Here is a 21,753-nt window from a genome sequence, read left to right as displayed (position 1 = left end):
TCATGCGCCCCCGGCCGCGACCTGGCGCTCGAACATCGCGTTGGGCTTGCCCTTGAAGATCAATTCGCCGATGCGGCGAAAGCCGATCTTCTCGGCGACCCGCAGCGATGGCTTGTTTTCCAGTTCCACGATGCAGGTCATGCGCTGTCCTGCGAATTGTTCATCCGCCCAGGTGATCGCCGCGCTCATGGCTTCCGTCGCATAGCCCTTGCCCTGCATCGGCGGCGCGATGCCCCATCCGGCCTCCAGCGTGCCTTCCGTCATCGGCGTCATGTCGCGATGCAGATCGAGAAAGCCCACTTCGCCGATCAGCCGGCCGCTTTGGCGTTCCTCGACGGCGAAGAAACCGAAGCCGAGATGATGCCAAAGGCCGGCATAACGTAGGAGGCGCGCCCAGACCTGCTCGCGCGTCGGCATCTCGCCGCCGATGAAGCGCACGAGATCCCTGTGTTTCCAGAGGGCAAGAAATTCGTCGAAATCGTCCAGCCTGTGCCCGCGCAGCAGCAGCCGGTCGGTCGTCAATGTCGGAATACTGGTCATAAGATCTGGATCTTTGCTGAAAATACCCTTGGTGACGTTCAGTCGTTCGAGGCGCCAGGTTCGCCATCCCAGTAATCGAGATCGGTGGCGGCGGCGCGGCCGATCACATGGAACGTCGTCTTGTCGTCGCGATTGGTCTTGGCGAGGAACTTGCCGGAATCGGGATATTCGACGATTTCGGTCCGCGCCTTGGTGGAAACGGCGAGATAGACCAGCACGGCGGGGCCTGTGTTGATCAGCTGATGCGCGGTCTCCGGGCCGCCGGCCGGTGCACCCAGCACGTCGCCCTTGCTGACGGCGACGCGTTTGTCGCCGAAGCGATACTCGCCTTCGCCATCGAGGATGACGAAAAGCTCTTCCTCGACGTGATGGTTGTGGAACGGACAGCCGGACTTGCCGGGCGGTACTTCGTTGTAGCTGATCCCGAGGTTCTTCAGTCCCAGCATCGCTCCGAACGAGGCGTCGCTGCCGGCAAAAAAGCTGCCCTGCTGCCAATGACCCAGTTCAAGCTCGCCGACATTGACGGCGGGTGTGGATTTCTTCGTCATGAACCTCCCCCTCTGCAGGCCTGAAATTATTACTGAAGCGGCTACACGCGTGGAAGCTACAATTTCCGTGATGCCCCGATCATTTCCAAATAGGGCCGGAATCGGCGCCGGCCATTGAAAAACACTTGCCAAGGGCGGCCCGCCGTGGTTTGTCCCGCCTTTACAAGGTGCCGCGCCCTCTCAATCCGCAGGTGATGTATGACCAGCTCTTCCAATGCACACATCCTTATCGTCGAAGCCCGCTTCTATGACGATATGGCAGATGCCCTGCTCGACGGCGCCAAGGCTGCCCTCGACGCGGCTGGTGCGACCTACGACGTCGTGACCGTCCCGGGCGCTCTGGAGATCCCGGCGGCGATTGCCATGGCGCTCGATGGCGGGGATAATGGCAACGTGGTCTATGACGGCTACGTGGCGCTCGGCATGGTCATCCGCGGCGAGACCTATCATTTCGATATCGTCGCCAATGAATCCTCGCGGGCGCTGATGGATCTGGCCGTCAGTGAATCGCTGGCGATCGGCAACGGCATCCTGACCGTCGAGAACGATGAGCAGGCCTGGGCTCGCGCCCGCCGTTCGGACAAGGACAAGGGCGGCTTTGCCGCTCGCGCAGCGCTGACCATGATCGCGCTGAAAGAGAAGTTGGGTGCATAATACATGAGCAATCAGGATAACGAGCGACCGGCAAAAACCGCCAATCAGCGGGGCGCGGCGCGTCTCGCGGCGGTGCAGGCGCTCTATCAGATGGATATCGGCGGAACCGGCGTTCTGGAGGTGGTGGCCGAATACGAGGCTCATCGTCTCGGGCAGGAGCTGGACGGCGAGACCTATCTGAAGGCCGACGCATCCTGGTTCCGCTCCATCGTTTCCGGCGTCGTGCGCGAGCAGACCCGGCTCGATCCGCTGATCGGCTCCGCCCTTCAGGACGACTGGGCGCTGTCGCGCCTCGACAGCACCGTGCGCGCCATCCTGCGTGCCGGCACATTCGAGCTTCTCGACCGCAAGGACGTGCCGGTTCCGGTCATCGTCACCGAATATGTCGAGATAGCACATGCCTTCTTCGAAGAGGATGAGCCGAAGCTCGTGAACGCCGTGCTCGACCGAATCGCCAAGCAGGTTCGCGGCGAAGCGAAGAAATAGCGCTCGCCCGGCATTCCAAAGGCGGCAGGGGACGCTTTCGTTTCCTTCGTTCGCACCTGATTTGATCTTCGAATATTCTTTTGAACCTCCTGCGGGTGTTTTACCTGCGGGCGGTCTTGACGCGACGTTTTCCCGACAGCAATCTCGCACTGCACATCAGCCGGTCTTCTGGAGGAGGGGACCGGCCGTTGTCGCAGGCGGCCGGGGGAGGAGTGAACCGCCGGCTTTTTTGGAGGGAAAAAGCGAAATGTCGATTCTTTTAGGAGTGATCGCATGCGGACTGCTCTCGGTCATTTATGCCGTATGGGCAACCCGGTCGGTGCTCGCTGCCGATCAGGGCAATGCCCGCATGCAGGAGATTGCCGGATATATTCGTGAAGGAGCGCAAGCCTATCTGGCGCGCCAATATAGAACCATCGCCATTGTCGGGATCATTGTTTTCATCGCGGCCTGGCTCCTTTTGTCGTCCGAAGCCGCTTTCGGCTTCCTGATCGGCGCAATCCTCTCAGGCGCCGCAGGTTTCATCGGCATGCATGTCTCCGTGCGCGCCAATGTCCGCACGGCGCAAGCATCGTCGCAGAGCCTGTCCGCGGGCCTCGATATCGCCTTCAAGTCGGGTGCCATCACCGGCATGCTGGTCGCGGGTCTCGCCCTGCTTGGCGTGTCCATTTATTTCTACGTGCTGACGGGCATTCTGGGCCATGAAGCCGGCTCGCGCGACGTCATCGATGCGCTGGTCGCCCTCGGATTCGGCGCTTCGCTGATTTCGATCTTCGCCCGTCTTGGCGGCGGCATCTTCACCAAGGGTGCCGATGTCGGCGGCGACCTCGTCGGCAAGGTGGAAGCCGGCATTCCGGAAGACGATCCGCGCAATCCGGCCACCATCGCCGACAACGTCGGGGACAACGTCGGCGATTGCGCCGGGATGGCCGCCGACCTGTTCGAGACCTATGCGGTGTCCGTCGTTGCGACGATGGTCCTCGCCTCGATCTTCTTTGCCGGTTCGCCGCTCCTCGGCTCCGCCATGATCTATCCGCTGGCGATCTGCGGCGCCTGCATCATCACCTCGATCATCGGCACCTTCTTCGTGAAGCTCGGTGCCAATGGCTCGATCATGGGCGCGCTCTACAAGGGCCTCATCGCAACGGGACTTCTGTCGATCGTCGGGCTGGCCGCTGCGACCTCGCTGACCATCGGCTGGGGCTCGATCGGCACCGTCGCAGGCTTCGAGATCACCGGCTCGAGGCTGTTTACCTGCGGTATCGTCGGCCTCATCGTCACCGCGCTGATCGTCGTCATCACCGAATACTACACCGGCACGAACAAGCGGCCGGTCAACTCCATCGCCCAGGCATCGGTGACCGGGCACGGCACCAACGTCATCCAGGGCCTTGCCGTCTCGCTCGAATCGACGGCGCTGCCGGCGCTCGTCATCGTCGGCGGCATCATCGCCACCTATCAGCTCGGCGGCCTGTTCGGCACCGGCATCGCGGTCACCGCCATGCTCGGCCTTGCCGGCATGATCGTCGCACTCGACGCCTTCGGCCCGGTCACGGACAATGCCGGCGGCATCGCGGAAATGGCGCATCTTCCGCCGGAAGTGCGTAAATCCACCGACGCGCTGGATGCGGTCGGCAACACGACCAAGGCCGTCACGAAGGGTTATGCCATCGGCTCGGCCGGCCTCGGCGCGCTGGTCCTGTTTGCGGCCTATTCGAACGATCTGCAGTATTTTGCGGCTCACGGCGACAAGTTCCCGTATTTCGCCAATGTCGGCACGATCTCGTTCGAACTGTCGAACCCCTATGTCGTCGCCGGCCTGTTGTTCGGCGGCCTCATTCCTTATCTCTTCGGCGGCATTGCCATGACCGCTGTCGGCCGCGCCGCAAGTGCGATCGTGGAAGAGGTGCGCAAGCAGTTCCGCGAAAAGCCGGGCATCATGCAAGGCACGGAGCGGCCGGACTACGGTCGCGCCGTCGATCTTCTGACCAAGGCCGCCATTCGCGAGATGATTATTCCGTCGTTGCTGCCGGTCCTGGCCCCCGTGGTCGTCTATTTCGGCGTCCTGCTGATATCCGGCTCCAAGGCCTCGGCCTTTGCGGCTCTTGGTGCCTCGCTGCTCGGCGTCATCATCAACGGCCTCTTCGTCGCCATCTCGATGACATCGGGCGGCGGTGCATGGGACAATGCCAAGAAGAGCTTTGAGGACGGCTTCGTCGACAAGGACGGGACGCGCCATATGAAGGGTTCGGAAGCCCACAAGGCATCCGTGACGGGCGACACCGTCGGCGACCCTTACAAGGACACGGCAGGTCCCGCGGTCAATCCGGCGATCAAGATCACCAACATCGTCGCGCTGTTGCTGCTTGCCGTTCTCGCTGGATAAGGAAAGCAAACCGAACGCATAAAGAAAACCCGCGGGGCAGAGCCTCGCGGGTTTTTCATTGGAAAGCTGCCCGGCTTATTGGCCCGGGTTGAGGTTGTTGAGGAAGTTCCTCGCACCGTTGACGCCGCCGGCTGCGCCACCCTGCAGGATCTGCTGCAGGAAGGTGATGTCGCGACCGCCAGTCGGCGTCGTGCGGCTGATCATGTCGAAGACCTTGCCGTCCTTCAGCGTGTAGTTGGCTTCCTGCTTCACGATGCCGTCCTTGTCGAAATAGATCGCCAGGATGTTCTGGTCGACCAGCTTCGGCTTCATGAAGGCGACGGCACGCGTGCGCTTCTGGGAGATATAGTAGAAGACTTCGCCGTCGAAGGTTGCCGTGGTCGACGGCGTGCCGAGCGACAGCAGAACCTGCTCGCGGCTGGAGCCGACCGGCGCAAGCGCGAGCGACTGCTGATCGAAGATGTAGCCGTTGTTCATGACCTCGCTGGTCTTGCAACCCGAAAGTCCCACGGTCGCGATCACCAGGGCGATGGCGGCACTGCTGCTGAAATTTATGTCAGACTTGAAATACCGTCTGGTCAACGACATCCCATCTCCCCTAATGAATCAATCCGATGGCCGAATGGCCGGTGTGACCTTGCTGTGCATATCATTGTGGCCTTTCCGCGATTGAAAAGGCACAATGACCTTGTTCGGGCATTCTTCATCACCGATCATTCACAACGTGACGACGGTGAGGGCTGGAGCCACGAAGCGGGCACAAACGGCATTGCAATTCGCGCCTGCTTCGGTAAACCAGCTTTTGCGTGGATGCAACAAGGCCAAGCAAAAACGGCACGTTCTGAGGGAGCCAATTCCGGGAATTTTCATGATTTTTGGGCTCTTCCGCAAAAGAAATCACAATCAGATCATCGTCGTCAGGCAGTATGAAGTCCTGACATCCATGGCGCGACAGGCGGTTTTCTATACCGATTACGACGTGCCGGATACGGTGATGGGGCGCTTCGAGTTGCTGTCGGTGATGATGATCCTGTTCTTTCGCCGCACGCGATCTTCCGCGACCAGCGGTCAGGAGCTCGCGCAGGAAATCGTGGACGCCTTCTTCGAGGACATCGATTATTCGATCCGCGAACTTGGAATCGGCGACAACAGCATCCCGAAGCGCATGAAGAAGCTGGCCGGCATGTTTTATGGGCGGCTCGAAAGCTATGCGACAGCCATGGACGGCAATGATCGCGCAGCGCTTGCCGTGGCGCTACGGCGCAACATCTATCCCAAGGCGGATGAAAATGCGGCATCGATGGATGCGCTGGCCGGCTGGATGATCGCGGCCGAGGCGCATCTGGCGACCGTTACCGAAGACCATATCGCCACGGGTTCGGCGACGTTGCCGTTGCCCGAAAGGCTCGACCGGCAGGTCGGCTAGGAGAAGAAAAATGAAAAGACATGACTCCGACGAAACACCGTTTTCCTACCCCGTGAAGGTGGGCCATATTTCCGCCAATCCGGTGGACGTGCATGTCGAGGCGGACAAGCGCGAGCTTGTGGGGCTTGCCGCCCTCTGGGACGTGCTTTCCGTGGAGAAGCTCGAGGCTGATCTCAAGATCTCGCGCTGGAAGCGCGACGGGGTGCGCATCAAGGGCAATGTGAAGGCGAAGATCGTTCAGGCCTGCGTTGTCACGCTCGAGCCGGTCGAATCGGATATCGATGAGGACTTCGAGCATATCTTCATACCGGAGGACTCGAAGCTGGCGCGTGCGCCGTCGGTGGATGCGGGAGAAATGGTGCTCGATCCGGATGGTCCGGATCTTCCGGAAACCTTTACGGGCGACACGATCGATGCCGGGGAGGTCGTGGCGGAGTTTGCCGCTCTCGCCATCGATCCCTATCCGCGCAAGCCCGGCGTAGAGTTCGACGCGCATATAGAAGACACGGGTGAAGACGACAGGAAACCTTCGCCGTTTGCGGTTCTGAAAGACTGGAAAAAGGAATAGACCCGCTTGGCAATTGAGCACAATTCAGTTGTAACCGGGGGAGAAAACGGTATTTTGACGCCAAATTCGCCATGCTAGGCGGAGAAAAAGGACCAGGGACGCGTGATCAGAATTTCTCTTGACCTAATGGGTGGCGACTTTGGCCCAGAGGTTGTTGTTCCCGGCGCGGCCAAGGCGCTGGATAGGCATCCAGATATCACGTTCATCTTGTACGGACAGAAGGATCGCTGCGAAGCGGTCCTCGCAAAATATCCAAAGCTTCGTGAAAAGTCGGTTTTTCATGAATGCGAAGTTGCCATCAGCATGGACGAGAAGCCGAGCCAGGCGCTTCGCCGCGGCCGCTACGTCTCCAGCATGTGGCGTTCGATCGATGCGGTGAAGTCAGGCGATGCCGATGTCGTCGTATCCGCCGGCAATACCGGCGCGCTGATGGCGATGGCGAAATTCTGCCTCCGCACGATGGCCAATATCGAACGTCCGGCGATCGCGGCGATCTGGCCGACGCTGCGCGGCGAAAGCATCGTGCTCGATGTCGGCGCCACCATCGGCGCCGACGCGCAGCAGTTGCTCGATTTTGCCCTGATGGGCGGCGCCATGGCGCGCGCGCTCTTCGAGATCGAACGGCCGACCGTCGGCTTGCTGAATGTCGGTGTCGAGGAGATCAAGGGCCAGGAAGAGGTCAAGGATGCCGGGCGCCTGATCCGCGAGGCCAACCTCGAGTCGCTCGAATATTCCGGCTTCGTAGAAGGCGATGACATCGGCAAGGGCACTGTCGACGTCGTGGTGACGGAAGGTTTTTCCGGCAATATCGCCCTGAAGGCGGCGGAAGGCACGGCAAAGCAGATCGGCTCCTATCTCCGTGCCGCCATGTCGCGCACGCTGCTCGCGCGCATCGGCTATGTCCTTGCCAAGGGCGCTTTCGACCTGCTGCGTGAAAAGCTCGATCCGAGCAAGGTCAATGGCGGTGTCTTCCTCGGCCTCAACGGCATCGTCATCAAGAGCCATGGCGGCGCGAATGCCGAAGCCTTCGCCGCAGCCATCGATGTCGGCTACGACATGGCCAAGAATGGACTTACACAGAAAATCGAGAATGATTTGAAAAGATACCATGCCAAGCGGCTGCCTCCCATAGGGCCGGAAGCGGCATGAGCGACGGGGTACAAGCAGAATGATCCGTTCAATTGTTCGCGGCTTTGGGGCGGCGCTCCCGAAGCGCGTCCTGACCAATGCCGAAATGGAGCAGATTGTCGATACCAGCGATGACTGGATCGTCCAGCGCTCCGGTATCCGCCAGCGCTATATCGCCGGCGAAGGCGAAACCACGGCCTCTCTCGGCGAGCAGGCGGCCCGCGCCGCCCTTGCCAATGCCGGCTTGACGCCCGACGACATCGATCTCATCATCGTCGCCACCTCGACGCCGGACAATACCTTTCCCGCCACCGCGGTGAACATCCAGAACCGGCTCGGCATGCATCATGGCTTTGCCTTCGACGTGCAGGCCGTCTGCACCGGCTTCGTCTATGCGGTGACGACGGCGGACGCCTATATTCGCGGCGGCCTTGCCAAACGCGTTCTCGTCATCGGCGCCGAGACCTTTTCCCGCATTCTCGACTGGACGGACCGCACGACCTGCGTTCTTTTCGGTGACGGCGCGGGCGCGCTGATCCTCGAGGCAGGCGAGGGGAGCGGCGCCAATACCGACCGTGGCGTGCTGACGGCAAGCCTGCGCTCCGATGGTGCGCATAAGGAAAAGCTCTATGTCGACGGCGGCCCTTCCACGACGGGAACGGTCGGCGTCCTGCACATGGCGGGCCGCGAAGTGTTCAAGCACGCCGTCGGCATGATTACCGATGTCATCCAGGCTGCCTTCGACGCGACCGGAACCAGCTCGGACGACCTCGACTGGCTGGTGCCGCATCAGGCCAATCGCCGCATTATCGACGGTTCGGCCAAGAAGCTCGGAATTGCTCCCGAGAAGGTTGTGGTCACCGTCGACCTCCATGGCAATACCTCGGCCGCGTCGATCCCCCTGGCACTTGCCGTCGCGGCAGGCGACGGTCGAATCAAGAAGGGCGATCTGGTGATGCTGGAGGCCATGGGTGGTGGCTTCACCTGGGGCGCCGTCCTGTTGCGTTGGTAGTGTCGCATCTCTAAAAGCCGGTCCGAACAAGAGCTTGACCGCTCGGCGCAAGGGCAATAGTCTCGCGAAACTCAAAGAATATTACGCAGCGATATGGGCGGGGAGCTATGACAGGCAAGACAGTGACGCGCGCAGATTTGGCGGAGTCGGTATTCCGGAAGGTCGGTCTCTCCCGAACGGAGTCGGCGGAACTCGTTGAGACTGTGATCGATGAAATTTGCAACGCCATCGTGCGTGGGGAGACCGTAAAGCTCTCCTCGTTTGCGACCTTTCAGGTGCGCGACAAAAATGAACGCATAGGGCGCAATCCGAAGACCGGCGAGGAAGTGCCGATCTCTCCGCGGCGTGTGATGACCTTCAAGGCGTCGAACGTTCTCAAGACCCGCATTCTGAAAGCGCATGCGAGCCGCAAGGCGAAGGCCAAGCCGGCAAACCCTGCCTCCTGATTCCATTTTGATGTTTATTCGTTCGGCCGGATGGCTCGTCCTGCGGCCGATTTGTGCTGTCTTTCCTTGCTGTTTGTTGCCAGCTTGTGCAACAGCTGAAGATGTGACTTGAATTTCCGCCGCCAAACCGTTGAAATATGGTGAGTCGCATCGCCGGGAAACGCGGATATCATATCCCCACCTGTGCGATCCGGCCCGAACGGCGCCGCATGCGCACTGTAGGAGTACGATGATGGACAAGAGCCCGGATGCATTTCGCACGATCAGCGAAGTCGCGGAAGACCTTGATCTGCCGCAGCATGTCCTACGGTTCTGGGAGACCAGGTTCCCCCAGATAAAGCCGATGAAGCGTGGCGGCGGCAGGCGTTACTATCGTCCTGAAGATGTCGACCTGCTGAACGGCATCCGCCATCTGCTCTACGATCACGGCTATACGATCAAGGGTGTCCAGAAGCTTCTGAAGACCAACGGCAACAAATTTGTCATCGCCGTCGGTCATGGCGATCTGGCAAGCGTCGAGGCGCTCGCCGCTGCGCAGGAGCCGCCGGCAGTCGAGCCGCGCATCAATTCTGTCAATTCCGATGAGGACCAGCTCGTCGGCCGCGCCAAGGCGCCCATCAGCCGTCGTTTCTTCAATTTCGTCAGCGGCGATGACGGCGCGCCGGATGTTTCCATCGGCAAATCCAGCGTCGGCAAGGAAGATCGTGCCTTGCTTCAGGAAACGCTCTACGACCTTCTGGAATGCAAGCGCCTGCTCGACCAGGTGCGCTAAACGATCCTCTCCGCAACGGCGATCATAGTTAACGCATATTGAATTTCAGGAATATACAACTATTATGTGCGCAATTCCGGATTGCGCATGTTTTAGCTGTGTATCGCTTGCGTATTGTTTATGCGGGGGAGTGATATTTTTGTGACACTCGCCACCCTTCTGCGTTGTGAAAATTACTAAGGTAGACTTATTAACTTGCCGCAGCGGGGCCATGGGTTCAATTTTGACGGCGAAGCTTTGTTGCTTCGCCCTGTATGAGGGGAACAGTCAGGCTATGGAGGGGCACGCTGTGTCTGCCGGGAGACTCCATCCCTGACGGATTAGTCGAATGGAGACACCATGAACATCAAGAGCCTTCTTCTTGGCTCCGCTGCTGCCATCGTCGCAGCCAGCGCTGCCCATGCCGCCGACGCCATTGTTGCCGCCGAACCCGAACCACTTGAATATGTTCGTATCTGCGACGCGTATGGCACTGGCTATTTCTTTATTCCCGGTACGGAAACCTGCCTGAAAGTTGGTGGAAAGGTTCGCACGGAAGGCGAGTGGTATGACGCCTATAATCCGCGCAGCAGGGTCGGTACGCTCTGGCACGAGCGCGTCGAACTCAATGTCGATACGGCCACGGATACGGAATACGGTCCGCTGAAGACCAACACCATCTTCCGCTGGGAATGGAACGATGGCAACGCGACCTCCGCAAAGCTGCTGTTTGCCAATATCAGCCTCGGCGGCTTCACGGTCGGCAAGCTCGACTCGCAGTACAATCTGTATGTCGGTTACGCCGGCGACGTCATCAACGACGACGTGATCTATGACGGCCCGTACGAACTCAACCAGTTGACCTACAACTACGATGCAGGCAACGGCTTCTCGGCCGTGATCTCGCTCGAAGACAGCTACTCCACCTCCGACGGCGAGGCATCCTATGGCGCCGGCTGGTGGACGGACGACAAGTCCGATCATTATGCTCCCGATGTCGTTGCCGGTCTCGGTTACAAGACGGACAACTGGGGCTTCAAGGTCGTCGGCGGTTACGACTCGATCGTCGAAGAAGGTGCCATCAAGGCTCGCCTCGACGCCAAGTTCGGCGGCGTGGAAGCCTTCTTGATGGGTGGCTGGAACACCGATGGCGACAAGCTCAACAAGTACGCAGGCACGAACCAGGATGTTTCAGCCTGCACCGCGTCGAACGGCACGGTCAATGCAGCCAAATGCGGCTGGGGTGACTGGGCTGTCTGGGGTGGCGTTGGCGTTCCGATCAACGAAAAGCTGAAGTGGAACCTCCAGCTCGCCTATACCGACTCGAAGATCTTCGAAGCCACCACGAACCTGAAGTTCAACCCGGTGAAGGATCTCCTGGTCGAGCCGGAATTGACCTACGTCCACTATGATTTCATCAAGGACGATACGCTCGCCGGCATCCTTCGCTTCGAGCGGAATTTCTGATCCGAGCTGGATAATCTGCACTGGCCCGCGAATATCGCCATGGGCACAGGCGTGATGTGCAAAGGCCCCGTCGTTTGACGGGGCCTTTCGTTATATCAAGAATAAACCTCCACCTACGGTGGAGGACTGGACGAGTTTTACACGGTAGTTGAGAGACCTCCTGCTTGAACCGCTGGCGTGGCCCAGACTTCAAACAAGGAGGTTATATGGATGAGCAATCGCTCTCGCATGCGACGTGGGACTGCAAATATCACGTTGTTTTTGGCAGCAAATACCGAACGAAAAGACTCTACGGGGATGTGCGTCGAGAGTTGGGTGAACTCTTACGTCGTCTGGCTCAGCAAAAGGGCTGCCAGATCGAAGAGGGTCATTTGATGCCCGATCATGTCCACATGTTGATATCGATCCCGCCGAAATACTCGGTCGCGCATATAGTTGGATTTTTGAAGGGCAAGACGGCTCTTTACATTGCCAACAAGTACGCGCGTAAGCGCCGCTACAAAGGGTATCACTTTTGGGCACGTGGGTATTTCGTGTCGACGACGGGCTATAATGAGCAGGTCGTCAGACAATATATCCGGAACCAAGAAAAGGCCGACAAAGCTTCCGACTTTGCCGACCTCTTTAATCGTAGCTACTAAGCACTAACAAAACCACTTCTAGTGGTTCAAGCGCAGCGTTTCAAACCTCCACCTTTGGTGGAGGTCATGACTTTTTCGCCAAAGCGCCATCGAGCCGTCGAGCAAAATGCCATCCTGGCGAGTGATTTCAGGTGCCTGGATCGATTCTCGCGCATTGCTGGCCGGCTTGGCTTGCTAAAGCTTACCTTTGGCTGTATTTCGCTTCCCCGGGGTTGTATCAACATTGCCGGAGAGAACATGCGCATACGTGCCACCGTGGCGGCGAGTCTCGTCGCCGTAACCACCATTCTGTCAAGCTGCCAGACGCCGCAGGAATCTGCGATGAATGCCGAAATGACCTGCCAGTCGCAAGGATTCCGTCCCGGAACGCAACGCTACAATCGCTGCGTCGGCGCGACCTATCAGTCCAATCGCGTCCAGGCGCAGCAGGCTGAAAATCAGGCGGCCGCGCTGGCTGCGGCCGGCATCATCGGCGGCGTTCTCGTCGGTGCGGCTGTCAGCGACAACCACCATCATCGTGGCTATTACGGCCGGCCCTATTATCGCCGTTGCTATCGCTGCTGGTAATCCATTTTCCAAGATACCGAAATGCAAGCTCCGTCGGCTCATCCCGGCGGAGTTTTTATTTGCGGGGCAACGCGCCGCTCAGAATGGCGGGCTTACTTCCTCACGGCTGACGAGCTTCAGGCTCCGGTCCGGCTGGATGATGTAGGTCTCATAGACATCCTGGCCCCATTGGTTGGTGAAGTGATGCTGCAGTTGCGAGCCGGGAGGCGATTGCGTCAGCTTCATACGCGGTTGGCCGCCATAGGTGATGCTGCCGGGAATGGGCTGCAAGGGCTCGGCTGCCGCGCATGCGGCAAGCAGGGGGGCACATAGCATAAGGGCTATCAGAGGCTTCATTGCCGTAACTTTCCGTGCCCCCTTCGTTTCTGCGAAATCTGCCGCACAATAAAGACGGAGGGCATCTATGAGTGTGGCTCCAAATCACTATATACAGATAATAACGGCGTGCACGGCAGCAAGGTTTTTTCACGCAAATTTGCGAGGCGCCGCCGCCGGATTTCGAAGGAGTCGCATATGTTTACGATTGCCAGGTCGATAACTGCAGCGGGCTTTGGTTTGTTGCTGGCGGCAGGCGCCGCCGTTCCGGCGGGCGCCATCACCATGCCGGCCCTGTCGGTGCCCGAACAGTCTGATGTCATCCAGGTGCATGATCACGGTCACGGCCATTGGCATGGTCATCACAGCCATTGGGGCCGCGGCCATCAGCATCACGGCTCGGACAGCTATTACGACGATAATTCCGACAGCGGCGTGCTGTTCAAATCCTTCGTAACCGGCACGCTGTTCAACAGGCAGCACACGGAGAGCTACTACGATAGCCACACGCGCAACTGCGCCAGCCGCTATCGCTCCTACCGCCCCTCGGACAACACCTATCAGCCGAGCCACGGACCAAGGCAGGCTTGTCGCTGAGCCGCAACTTTTTTCTGAGCAAGCCACCACTTTTCGCTTGCGTCGGGAAACTCTAAACTCTAAACGAAACAAGCCGTTTCGGCAGGTCGGGGCGTAGCGCAGCCCGGTAGCGCACTTGACTGGGGGTCAAGGGGTCGCTGGTTCGAGTCCAGTCGCCCCGACCATTTATCTCCTTGAACTCCCAATCGAATTTCTGAAAATCAGCTACACCAGGACGACACCTGGCCCGTCCAGCGATGCGCAAAGCCTTCGCTGACCAACTGGTCGCCGAGCGAGCGGCCAGCGCGCATGGCGATGCGCAGCTTGCCGCCATTCTCGTCGTCGCGGCGGTTGCTGCCGGAAAGCACGAAGGTTCCGTCGTTGAGGATTGCCTGCAGGCGCAGCTTCGCGGCCACCGCCTTTTGCTTCTCGCTGGGGCAGCGCGCAGCATCCGCGTCCGGCACATCGATATCCGCCAACCGGATCCGCATCCCATCCTGCCAGAAGGTATTGCCGTCAATGACGCAATTGGTGCCTGAGCCGGGACCGCAAAGCACGAACTTTCCGCCGGTCTGCGCGCGCAGGCCAGGGGAGGGCGAGGGCCGCTCGATCGGTATCCTGCCGACCGGCATTGCCACCGGAATGGCGGCCGGCGGCACGGGCAGGGCCGATGTCGCGCGCGGCTCGGGAGCGATTGCGGCTGTCCTGATCTGCGGCTTGGCTGCCGGCACCGGCGCTTCCCGTGCCACATGCTGCATACCGGCGACCGCGCCGGCGCGGGCGAGCATCGACGGCATGTCCTTGCGATTCTGATAGGCATAAATGCCCGCCACGGTCGCGACACCGACGATGCCCCACAGCCACATCGAATTGCCCGCCTTGGGTTGCGGCTTGCGCCGCGTGCGTCGTTTCGCTTTCGCCATGGTATCATCCCTCGATTGCGAGGGGATTATCGCCGCGATTTCTTACCGATCCGTTGGCTTGGGATCGATTTGCCGACCGCAATGGTGGAGGGCTACTTCGCGGCGGCTGCCGACGGCTTGAGCTTGACCGACATCGTCACCTGTCCGCTGATCGAAAGTCTCGTGCCGCGATTGTCGAGATTGGTGACCGAGCTGCTGCTCGACATGGCGCTGATCTCGCAGGCATCGGCGATGGTGTCGAGAAGGGTCGCGCAGCTGCTCGCGGCGATCTTGTAGAAGGATTTCAACGCCTTCTCCTGCTGCGCCTCGCTATCGCCATCCGCCACCGGATAGGAAATCGATATTCCGGATTGCACGGAGATATATCCCTCTGGCGGCTGGCGAGGGTTGCGCAGGGGGAGATTCGAAAAGTTCTGCGCAAGAGCCGGCGAGGCTGCGCTGACAAGCGCAAGCCCGAACGCGGCCCGGATCAAAAATCTGGTCATCGTCATGTCTCCGTTTCCCTTCTTATCGCAGACGCGGATAAATGCTTGGTGATGCGGTAACTTAAAATTGTACCCGTGTCGGGATTTGTCGCTGTGTTTGCGAATCAGACGGAACTCGAAGGGCGCGATTGCTGAATTGCTTCCTTGCCAAGACGGCGAGCAAAGCGCATAGTTTGGGCCATGTCGTCGGGTATGCAGCGGGTGCCGGCGAGGTTCCGCGTGCTTCTACCCGAAGGATGACGAGACGCACGAATGTTGGAAACTCCTATTCATCCCCGGGATTTGCCGCTGTTTTCAGACGATCTGGATCGTTTGGAAAAAGTGCTCGACGCCGTTTGCACGGATCGCGGCATGAACCCCCGCAGCCCGGAAGCCGAGCGCCTCGGTGCGCTGATCATCCAGCTCTATCGTCAGGGCGTGAAGGACGACGCAAAACTTCTTGCGCTCGCAAGGGCTTATTTCTGACGCAACTGCGTTTTTTTCTAGCCGGAAATTCAATCGATTCAGGCTGATTTCACATAGCAGCAATGATGCTTTGTGCCTGTTCGAAGCGAACCCCCATCCTTATATTTGCTGCGTTGCAAAAAGAGATTCGATTTCTCGATGCTCACTGCTTCTTGAAAGAAACAGTGCGCGCCTGCCGCCGCGGAGGAAAACCGATTGCGGCTGGCGTGGATAGAAAGGTCCATGATGAATTTTAAAGTTCCGAGCCGGCTTCGCCGCTTGCTCGTTGATTCCGTCGAGCTGCCGCAGCTCAAGTTTCCGATGGCGCAGCCGCAATCGCAGCCCGCGCGTCGTCGCGTTCCCACGCGCCCAGTGCCGCAGCGGCTGACGGAAATTTTGTGGTTCGGCCGCAATCCCGGCGACCTGCGTATGGTTGAATACGTGCCTCCGGGCGTCAAAGCCCCGATGCCGCTCGTCGTCGTGCTGCACGGCTGTCATCAGAATGCCGAGGATTTCGATCGTGCCAGCGGCTGGAGCGCGCTCGCGCGCCAGCATGGCTTCGCCGTGCTTTACGCAGAACAGAAGGCATCGAACAATCCCAACCTGTGTTTCAACTGGTTTCGCCCGAGCCTGGTCACGCGTGATCGCGGCGAGCTTGGCTCAGTTCGCGAGATGATCGATTTCAGCCGCAAGGTGCACGATATCGACGATAGCAGGATCTTTATCATGGGCCTGTCGGCCGGTGGCGCCTTGGCTGCCGCCTTGCTCGCAACCTATCCGGAGCTGTTTGCCGCCGGCGCCATCATCGGGGGCTTGCCTTTCGGAGCCGCCCGCGATGCCATGGCGGCGCTTGACGTCATGAAGCGGGGTTCAAACCGCCCGGCTGAAAAATGGGGAGAGCTCGTTCGCGAAGTGTCTCCCGAGGTGACCCGCTATCCGGCCATTTCCATCTGGCACGGCGATGCCGACGAGGTCGTGTCCTTTGCCAATGCGGAAGCTTCCGTCGCGCAGTGGCTGGCCGCGCGCGGACGTCCGCGGACCAAAGGTCGCCTGCGGCTGTTCGAAGGTGGCGAGCGCCGCGAATGGCGCGACGATTACGGCCATATGATCCTGGAGCTCGTGACGCTGACGGATTTCGGGCATGGCCTGCCTGTCGGCCAGGTGGTCGAGGGCTGGGAACCGGCCAACGACACCGAGCGCTTCATCCTGCCCGCCGCCATCTCGGCTCCCGAGGAGCTGGTCAAAAGCTGGAAGCTGGCGCACTGAAGAATGCCGCACCGAAGTGTGCGGCGATTTATATCAAGAATAAACCTCCACCTACGGTGGAGGACTGGACGAGTTTTACACGGTAGTTGAGAGACCTCCTGCTTGAACCGCTGGCGTGGCCCAGACTTCAAACAAGGAGGTTATATGGATGAGCAATCGCTCTCGCATGCGACGTGGGACTGCAAATATCACGTTGTTTTTGGCAGCAAATACCGAACGAAAAGACTCTACGGGGATGTGCGTCGAGAGTTGGGTGAACTCTTACGTCGTCTGGCTCAGCAAAAGGGCTGCCAGATCGAAGAGGGTCATTTGATGCCCGATCATGTCCACATGTTGATATCGATCCCGCCGAAATACTCGGTCGCGCATATAGTTGGATTTTTGAAGGGCAAGACGGCTCTTTACATTGCCAACAAGTACGCGCGTAAGCGCCGCTACAAAGGGTATCACTTTTGGGCACGTGGGTATTTCGTGTCGACGACGGGCTATAATGAGCAGGTCGTCAGACAATATATCCGGAACCAAGAAAAGGCCGACAAAGCTTCCGACTTTGCCGACCTCTTTAATCGTAGCTACTAAGCACTAACAAAACCACTTCTAGTGGTTCAAGCGCAGCGTTTCAAACCTCCACCTTTGGTGGAGGTCATGACTTTTGCGATGGCGATGCGCCTTAACGTCAGTCATCATTGGTGGCATTCAGGTTTTCCGGCCTGATGCCATCATTGTCTGACCAATGCTTGAAGCGTATGCCGGGACCGCCTGTTCCGTCGCTGCCACCGGCGAGGAAAAGCACGCCACGGCTTTCGAGGACGGACCGAACCGTCGCAAGCGCCTTGATGTCGCTCGAGCCGATGTCCGTTTCCAGTGCTTCGATTGTCGAAACCGCAAGCTTGCTCTCGCTTGCGAGCGTTTCCACCGTCAGTCCGAGCATGGCGCGCGCGCCACGTAATTGTGCTGAAGTAATCATGAGTTAACTCTATCGCATCGGCTCAGGAAGCGGAACCGGTTTCGGACAAAAATCACGCGCGAACTCAAAGGGCGGCCGCGCTCTTCTGCCGGCCTTCGACCGCATCGCGCAAGTCTCCATTTCCGGTCAGATCCAGCTGAGCGGGGACGGGGTAGCCGAGCAGCTCCTGATAAATTTTCTCGGTCGCATCCGCCATGCCTGCCAGCGTATAACCATCCTTGCGGCGGCGCGCTTCAGCGGTGAAACTGGCAAGCAGCGTCGGATCGGCGAAGCTCGCCATCGCGGCCGCCAACGCCTCCGGATCGTTGCTGTTGGGAACGATATAGCCGTTCTTGCCGTGCTCCAGCACCGTGCGCGCGCCACCGACGTCGGCCAGCACGAGCGGCTTGCCCGCGGCCGCAGCCTCCAGCATCACATAGGACATCGCCTCGTAGCGGCTTGGCATGACGACGACATCGAAGGCATCGATGGCCGTCACGCCCGGCACGCTGCCGTCCAGGCGAGCACGATCTTCAAGTCCGCATGCCCTGATCGTTTCCCTGACGGTATCGGCCAGTTCGCCGACGCCGATCATCAGCAGATAGGCTTGCGGTACTGCCGCCGCCATGTGCGCAAAGGCTTGAACAAGGCGTTCAGGCGCCTTTTGCCGGGTCATCCGGCCGACGAAGCCGAAGAGCAGGGCATCCTGGGGAATGCCATATCGCTTGCGAATGGCAGCGCGCTGGCTGAGGGGCGGCGCGTTGACGCCATTGACCACGACCCGCAGGCGCGCTTCGGGAATGCCGAGCGACATGGCATGATTGTACTCATCCTGCGAAACGCAGACCAGCCGATCCGTCAGCCAGGTGCCGAGAAAGCGCTCGATGCCGCCATAGACCATGCGGCCCTTGGCGCCCAGCGTCGGATCCATGGTGCGGAAGGCATGCGGCGTATAAAGGACCGGGACGTGTCGGCCCGGCAGCCGCAGTCGTGTCAGCGCGCCGGCCTTCGAACTATGGCCATGGATCAGGTCGAACGGCCCGTGCCGCGCCGCTATCTTGCGGAGATGCCACCACGCCGACAGGTCCCAGGGACCGGGCGCCCGCCGCATGTCGAGCGGGACGACATTGTCCAGGCCGATGCTTTGCAGCTCGGCAACAAAGGCAGGCTCGGCACGCACCGGCGAATAGATGGCGGTGACGGAATGACCGCGATGTTGCATCGCCCGGCACAGATCGAGGAAGTGCCGCCCCGAGCCGCCGCCGCTTGGTTCGAGAACCTGCAGCAACGACAGGCGCTTGACGCTGGTGCGAATATTCAAGGCGCTGCTTCCCCTCTGCTCAAGGCGCGCTGATGCTTTTGCTCGAGAGCGCCGCAGCCCCAGACGATGCCGATCAGCATGTAAAGATGGCGCCAATGATCTGTATCGATGACATTGCCGATACCGACATGGCCGAGAATGACGATCCAGGCGATCATCACGAAAGGCTGCCAGGGCCGCTCCCTCAGAAGGTTGCGAAAGCCGATATAAACGGTCCAGCAGATCATGCTGATCCACGTTACGAAGCCGAGCCAGCCATAGGTGGTCAGCGTCTTCAGCCAGGTATTGTGCTCGTCCTCGCGGAAGATCTGACCGAAGACCAATGGCCCGATGCCGAGCGGCCGTTCCATGGACATCTGAAAGCCGATGCTGTGACGTTCGAAGCGGCCGAGATGCCCGCCGTCATAGCTCTGCACCAGCTGCAGGCGCGTGGAAAACAGGTCGCTGACCTGCGGAAACTGCAGCGCGACGACCAGCAGGACGACCATCAGGAGGATCGCCGCCAGCGACATCACCAGGATGCGCAGCCGGAAGGCATTGCTGCGATGCTTCAGCAGCATGCAGAAGATCAGCATCACCGAGGCGAAGGCAAACAGGGCCCAGGCTGCGCGGGAAAAGGACAGAAACACCCCGAAGGCCAGAACGAACAGGCAGATGGCCTTGATCGGCGCCTTCTTCAAATCGCCGATCAGCAGGCCGTGCATAAGGTAGAGGCTCGGCGCCACCAGATAGGGGCCGAAGACGTTCGGATCCTGGAAAGCGCCCATGGCACGGTCGTAGCGCGTGAAGATATCGAAGCCCGGAACGGCGTGGAAATAGCCGAGAATGCCGAGGCTTGCCGTAATCAGCGCCGCCACCACCCAGGTATTGAAGATCAGCTTCAGCCGCTTTTCATTGTCTTCGGTAATGGCGGCATAGAAGACGGAGCTCAGCGCCAGAAAGGTGGAGACGGCGATATAGATCGGGCCGTCGAGATGATTTCCCGCGGCGAGGTCGTGCATCTGCGTGATCGACAGCATGCCGCCGACGTTGAATGCCAGGAACAAGGCCAGAAGCGGCGCGACGCTGCGCGATATCTTCAGCCCGAGGATGAACCAGCTGCCGATGAGAAAGGCGAGCCACAGTTCGTAGGGTGCCGGCTCCGCGATCACGAAGCCCGACAGGAACACGCCGATGGCGACGCTGGCTGTGCCGAGCATCCGCAATGTGGCCAGCTGCGGTTGCGCGACCCGGGACGCTGGAAGGTCGAACGCGGTCAATAGGCGTTTTCCGTATTGAGCAGGCGGAAAGGCGTCAGGAAGAGGATCTTCAGATCGAAGAGCAGCGACCAGTTCTCGATATAGTAGAGGTCATAGGCGGTACGGAACTTGATCTTGTCGTCGCTGTCGATCTCGCCGCGCCAGCCGTTGATCTGCGCCCAGCCCGTTACGCCCGGCTTGACGCGATGGCGCGCGAAATAGCCTTCGACGACATCGGCATAGGTGCGGTTGTGGCTGGCGGCGAGAACCGCATGCGGCCGTGGCCCCACGAGGGAGAGGTTGCCGAGGAGCACGTTGAAAAGCTGCGGCAGTTCGTCGATCGACGTCTTGCGGATGAAGCGGCCGACGGGCGTGACGCGTGGATCGTTCTTCGTCACGGCATTGCGCGCCGACGGATCGCTCATATGCGTATACATCGAGCGGAACTTGAAGACGTTGATGATCTCGTTGTTGAAGCCGTGACGCTTCTGCATGAAGAGAACCGGCCCTCTCGATGTCGCCTTCACGGCAATCGCAGCTCCCAGCATGATCGGCCAGAGCAGCACCAGCGCCAGCAGGCTGAAGAAGACATCGAAGATGCGCTTTGCAACGCCGTCCCAGTCCCGGATCGGTTTGTTGAAGATATCGAGCATCGGCACGGCGCCGACATGCGAATAGGAGCGGGGCCGGAAGCGCAGCTTGTTGGCATGTGCCGCCAGACGAATGTCGACGGGCAGCACCCAAAGCATCTTGAGCAATTGCAGGATGCGATCCTCGGCGCTGATCGGAAGCGAGATGATCAGCATATCCACGCGCACGAGACGGGCGAATTCGACGAGTTCCGCGACCGTGCCGAGCTTCGGATAGCCGGCGACCATGACGGGGGAGCGTTTTTCGCCACGATCATCGAAGATGCCGCAGATCCGGATATCGTTATCGGGCTGGTGCTCCAGCGCGCGGATGAGTTCCTTGGCCGGTTCGCCGCCGCCGATGATAACCGCACGCCGTTCCATGATGCCGTTGCGCGCCCAATGGCGGATGCCATAGGCAAAGAGAAAGCGGGCGACGAGAAGGAAGCCCGCACCCGCCATGAGCCACAGGCCGAGAAGGCGGATCGAATAGATATTGTTGATGTCGAACGGCACGAGGGCGATGGCCATGACCGCGAAGGCGGCAACCCATGATCCGAGAACCCGGTGCAGGAAGCGCTGAGGCGAGCGCAGCACCGGTATCTGATAGGCATCGGCAATCTGCAGAAACGCGATGGCAAGGCCGCACAGGGCAATCGTCACGACCGCCTTGGACACGAACGGATGATTGTCCGCCGCCGTTCCGAAGAAGAGGATTGCAAGCCCGAGCGCGAGCAGCGACAGAAATTCGAACAACCGATATTGCCCGACGACGATCGCCGGGGATTGGTTCGTTTCGCGCAACTGCTCCGCGACTTGCCGGGCATAGGCATTGATGCCGTCCGGGTTGTCGCCGTGAGCTTCCCCGGCGCCGCGGGTGCGGATTTCCGAAACCTGCTTGCGAATATTGTCCAAGTTAAATTGCTCGGACTTTTCACTCGTGTTCATGGCAATTTATCCGGTCGTTACCGGAAAAGGGCTATCAGAAAT

Annotated in this window: 26 protein-coding genes and 1 tRNA gene; 17 read left to right on the top strand and 10 right to left on the bottom strand. The window is 59.7% G+C overall.

Features of this window, described 5'->3' with window-relative positions; translation table 11 throughout:
- Complete coding sequence (locus tag GR212_RS09370) at positions 1-540, bottom strand: GNAT family N-acetyltransferase (protein ID WP_163986196.1); 540 nt, start codon at positions 538-540, stop codon at positions 1-3.
- 38 nt (positions 541-578) lie between these two features.
- Positions 579-1,088, bottom strand: coding sequence for a cupin domain-containing protein (locus GR212_RS09365; RefSeq protein ID WP_163986195.1), 510 nt, complete (start codon positions 1,086-1,088; stop codon positions 579-581).
- Between the two features lie 198 nt (positions 1,089-1,286).
- Here GR212_RS09365 and GR212_RS09360 point away from each other — a divergent pair, with 198 nt between their 5' ends.
- The 3 genes from GR212_RS09360 to GR212_RS09350 all read left to right on the top strand — a co-directional run bounded on the left by GR212_RS09360 (position 1,287) and on the right by GR212_RS09350 (position 4,614).
- Positions 1,287-1,742 (top strand): 6,7-dimethyl-8-ribityllumazine synthase, encoded by a 456-nt coding sequence (locus tag GR212_RS09360; RefSeq protein ID WP_092710734.1) that lies wholly within the window; start codon positions 1,287-1,289, stop codon positions 1,740-1,742.
- 3 nt (positions 1,743-1,745) lie between these two features.
- Positions 1,746-2,228, top strand: a complete 483-nt coding sequence (gene nusB, locus GR212_RS09355; RefSeq protein ID WP_107107680.1) for a transcription antitermination factor NusB — start codon at positions 1,746-1,748, stop codon at positions 2,226-2,228.
- A 247-nt stretch (positions 2,229-2,475) separates the two neighbouring features.
- Positions 2,476-4,614, top strand: a complete 2,139-nt coding sequence (locus GR212_RS09350; protein WP_163986194.1) for a sodium-translocating pyrophosphatase — start codon at positions 2,476-2,478, stop codon at positions 4,612-4,614.
- A gap of 75 nt (positions 4,615-4,689) precedes the next feature.
- Here the strand turns inward: GR212_RS09350 and GR212_RS09345 are convergent, their stop codons facing one another.
- Complete coding sequence (locus GR212_RS09345; RefSeq protein WP_163986193.1) at positions 4,690-5,202, bottom strand: outer membrane protein assembly factor BamE; 513 nt, start codon at positions 5,200-5,202, stop codon at positions 4,690-4,692.
- Positions 5,203-5,482: 280 nt separating this feature from the next.
- Here GR212_RS09345 and GR212_RS09340 point away from each other — a divergent pair, with 280 nt between their 5' ends.
- The 9 genes from GR212_RS09340 to GR212_RS09300 all read left to right on the top strand — a co-directional run bounded on the left by GR212_RS09340 (position 5,483) and on the right by GR212_RS09300 (position 12,620).
- Positions 5,483-6,040: a ubiquinol-cytochrome C chaperone family protein gene (locus GR212_RS09340; RefSeq protein ID WP_163986192.1), complete on the top strand. Its 558-nt coding sequence runs from the start codon at positions 5,483-5,485 to the stop codon at positions 6,038-6,040.
- A gap of 10 nt (positions 6,041-6,050) precedes the next feature.
- Complete coding sequence (locus tag GR212_RS09335; protein ID WP_163986191.1) at positions 6,051-6,608, top strand: YceD family protein; 558 nt, start codon at positions 6,051-6,053, stop codon at positions 6,606-6,608.
- A 102-nt stretch (positions 6,609-6,710) separates the two neighbouring features.
- Entirely contained in the window at positions 6,711-7,757 is a 1,047-nt protein-coding gene (plsX, locus tag GR212_RS09330) for a phosphate acyltransferase PlsX (protein WP_163986190.1), read from the top strand.
- A 19-nt stretch (positions 7,758-7,776) separates the two neighbouring features.
- Positions 7,777-8,748, top strand: a complete 972-nt coding sequence (locus GR212_RS09325) for a beta-ketoacyl-ACP synthase III (protein ID WP_163986189.1) — start codon at positions 7,777-7,779, stop codon at positions 8,746-8,748.
- A gap of 107 nt (positions 8,749-8,855) precedes the next feature.
- Positions 8,856-9,194 (top strand): integration host factor subunit alpha, encoded by a 339-nt coding sequence (locus GR212_RS09320; protein WP_112797246.1) that lies wholly within the window; start codon positions 8,856-8,858, stop codon positions 9,192-9,194.
- Between the two features lie 232 nt (positions 9,195-9,426).
- Entirely contained in the window at positions 9,427-9,966 is a 540-nt protein-coding gene (locus tag GR212_RS09315) for a MerR family transcriptional regulator (protein ID WP_204326442.1), read from the top strand.
- 339 nt (positions 9,967-10,305) lie between these two features.
- Positions 10,306-11,412 (top strand): porin, encoded by a 1,107-nt coding sequence (locus tag GR212_RS09310; protein WP_163986187.1) that lies wholly within the window; start codon positions 10,306-10,308, stop codon positions 11,410-11,412.
- Between the two features lie 206 nt (positions 11,413-11,618).
- Positions 11,619-12,053 carry an IS200/IS605 family transposase gene (tnpA, locus tag GR212_RS09305; RefSeq protein WP_113356627.1) on the top strand — a complete coding sequence of 145 codons (435 nt, stop codon included), beginning with the start codon at positions 11,619-11,621 and terminating at the stop codon, positions 12,051-12,053.
- 237 nt (positions 12,054-12,290) lie between these two features.
- The gene (locus GR212_RS09300) at positions 12,291-12,620 is read left to right on the top strand and encodes a hypothetical protein (protein ID WP_163986186.1); all 330 of its coding nucleotides are present in this window, start codon (positions 12,291-12,293) and stop codon (positions 12,618-12,620) included.
- 78 nt (positions 12,621-12,698) lie between these two features.
- On the opposite strand, the gene GR212_RS09295 is transcribed toward GR212_RS09300, so the two are convergent.
- Complete coding sequence (locus GR212_RS09295) at positions 12,699-12,956, bottom strand: hypothetical protein (RefSeq protein WP_163986185.1); 258 nt, start codon at positions 12,954-12,956, stop codon at positions 12,699-12,701.
- Between the two features lie 177 nt (positions 12,957-13,133).
- On the opposite strand from GR212_RS09295, the gene GR212_RS37515 reads away from it, so the two are divergent.
- The gene (locus GR212_RS37515; RefSeq protein WP_163986184.1) at positions 13,134-13,532 is read left to right on the top strand and encodes a BA14K family protein; all 399 of its coding nucleotides are present in this window, start codon (positions 13,134-13,136) and stop codon (positions 13,530-13,532) included.
- Between the two features lie 87 nt (positions 13,533-13,619).
- A tRNA-Pro gene (locus GR212_RS09285) sits at positions 13,620-13,696 on the top strand.
- Positions 13,697-13,732: 36 nt separating this feature from the next.
- Here GR212_RS09285 and GR212_RS09280 read toward each other — a convergent pair.
- Both GR212_RS09280 and GR212_RS09275 read right to left on the bottom strand, forming a co-directional pair.
- On the bottom strand, positions 13,733-14,434 hold the full coding sequence (locus GR212_RS09280; RefSeq protein WP_163986183.1) for a thermonuclease family protein: 702 nt from the start codon (positions 14,432-14,434) through the stop codon (positions 13,733-13,735).
- A gap of 92 nt (positions 14,435-14,526) precedes the next feature.
- Positions 14,527-14,919 carry a hypothetical protein gene (locus GR212_RS09275; RefSeq protein ID WP_163986182.1) on the bottom strand — a complete coding sequence of 131 codons (393 nt, stop codon included), beginning with the start codon at positions 14,917-14,919 and terminating at the stop codon, positions 14,527-14,529.
- 252 nt (positions 14,920-15,171) lie between these two features.
- Between GR212_RS09275 and GR212_RS09270 the strand changes: the two genes are divergently transcribed.
- The 3 genes from GR212_RS09270 to tnpA (GR212_RS09260) all read left to right on the top strand — a co-directional run bounded on the left by GR212_RS09270 (position 15,172) and on the right by tnpA (GR212_RS09260) (position 17,208).
- On the top strand, positions 15,172-15,384 hold the full coding sequence (locus GR212_RS09270; protein ID WP_163986181.1) for a hypothetical protein: 213 nt from the start codon (positions 15,172-15,174) through the stop codon (positions 15,382-15,384).
- Between the two features lie 222 nt (positions 15,385-15,606).
- Positions 15,607-16,629, top strand: a complete 1,023-nt coding sequence (locus GR212_RS09265; protein WP_246725717.1) for an extracellular catalytic domain type 1 short-chain-length polyhydroxyalkanoate depolymerase — start codon at positions 15,607-15,609, stop codon at positions 16,627-16,629.
- A gap of 144 nt (positions 16,630-16,773) precedes the next feature.
- Entirely contained in the window at positions 16,774-17,208 is a 435-nt protein-coding gene (gene tnpA, locus GR212_RS09260) for an IS200/IS605 family transposase (RefSeq protein WP_113356627.1), read from the top strand.
- A 97-nt stretch (positions 17,209-17,305) separates the two neighbouring features.
- Here tnpA (GR212_RS09260) and GR212_RS09255 read toward each other — a convergent pair whose 3' ends face one another.
- From GR212_RS09255 to GR212_RS09240, 4 genes are all read right to left on the bottom strand, one after another.
- Positions 17,306-17,596 carry a helix-turn-helix domain-containing protein gene (locus tag GR212_RS09255; protein ID WP_163986180.1) on the bottom strand — a complete coding sequence of 97 codons (291 nt, stop codon included), beginning with the start codon at positions 17,594-17,596 and terminating at the stop codon, positions 17,306-17,308.
- Positions 17,597-17,660: 64 nt separating this feature from the next.
- On the bottom strand, positions 17,661-18,896 hold the full coding sequence (locus GR212_RS09250) for a glycosyltransferase family 4 protein (protein ID WP_163986179.1): 1,236 nt from the start codon (positions 18,894-18,896) through the stop codon (positions 17,661-17,663).
- Positions 18,893-20,155 (bottom strand): O-antigen ligase family protein, encoded by a 1,263-nt coding sequence (locus GR212_RS09245; RefSeq protein ID WP_163986178.1) that lies wholly within the window; start codon positions 20,153-20,155, stop codon positions 18,893-18,895. Before GR212_RS09245 ends, GR212_RS09250 begins: the two co-directional genes overlap by 4 nt.
- A complete protein-coding gene (locus GR212_RS09240) occupies positions 20,152-21,711 on the bottom strand; it encodes an undecaprenyl-phosphate glucose phosphotransferase (RefSeq protein WP_163986177.1) in 1,560 nt (519 codons plus the stop codon). The genes GR212_RS09245 and GR212_RS09240 overlap by 4 nt, the downstream gene beginning before the upstream one ends.
- Positions 21,712-21,753: the final 42 nt, after the last annotated feature.

It is taken from the genome of Martinezella lusitana (genome assembly GCF_010668395.1).
GTDB classification, from domain to species: Bacteria; Pseudomonadota; Alphaproteobacteria; order Rhizobiales; family Rhizobiaceae; genus Rhizobium; species Rhizobium lusitanum_A.
This window is presented reverse-complemented; position numbering and strand designations above follow the sequence as displayed.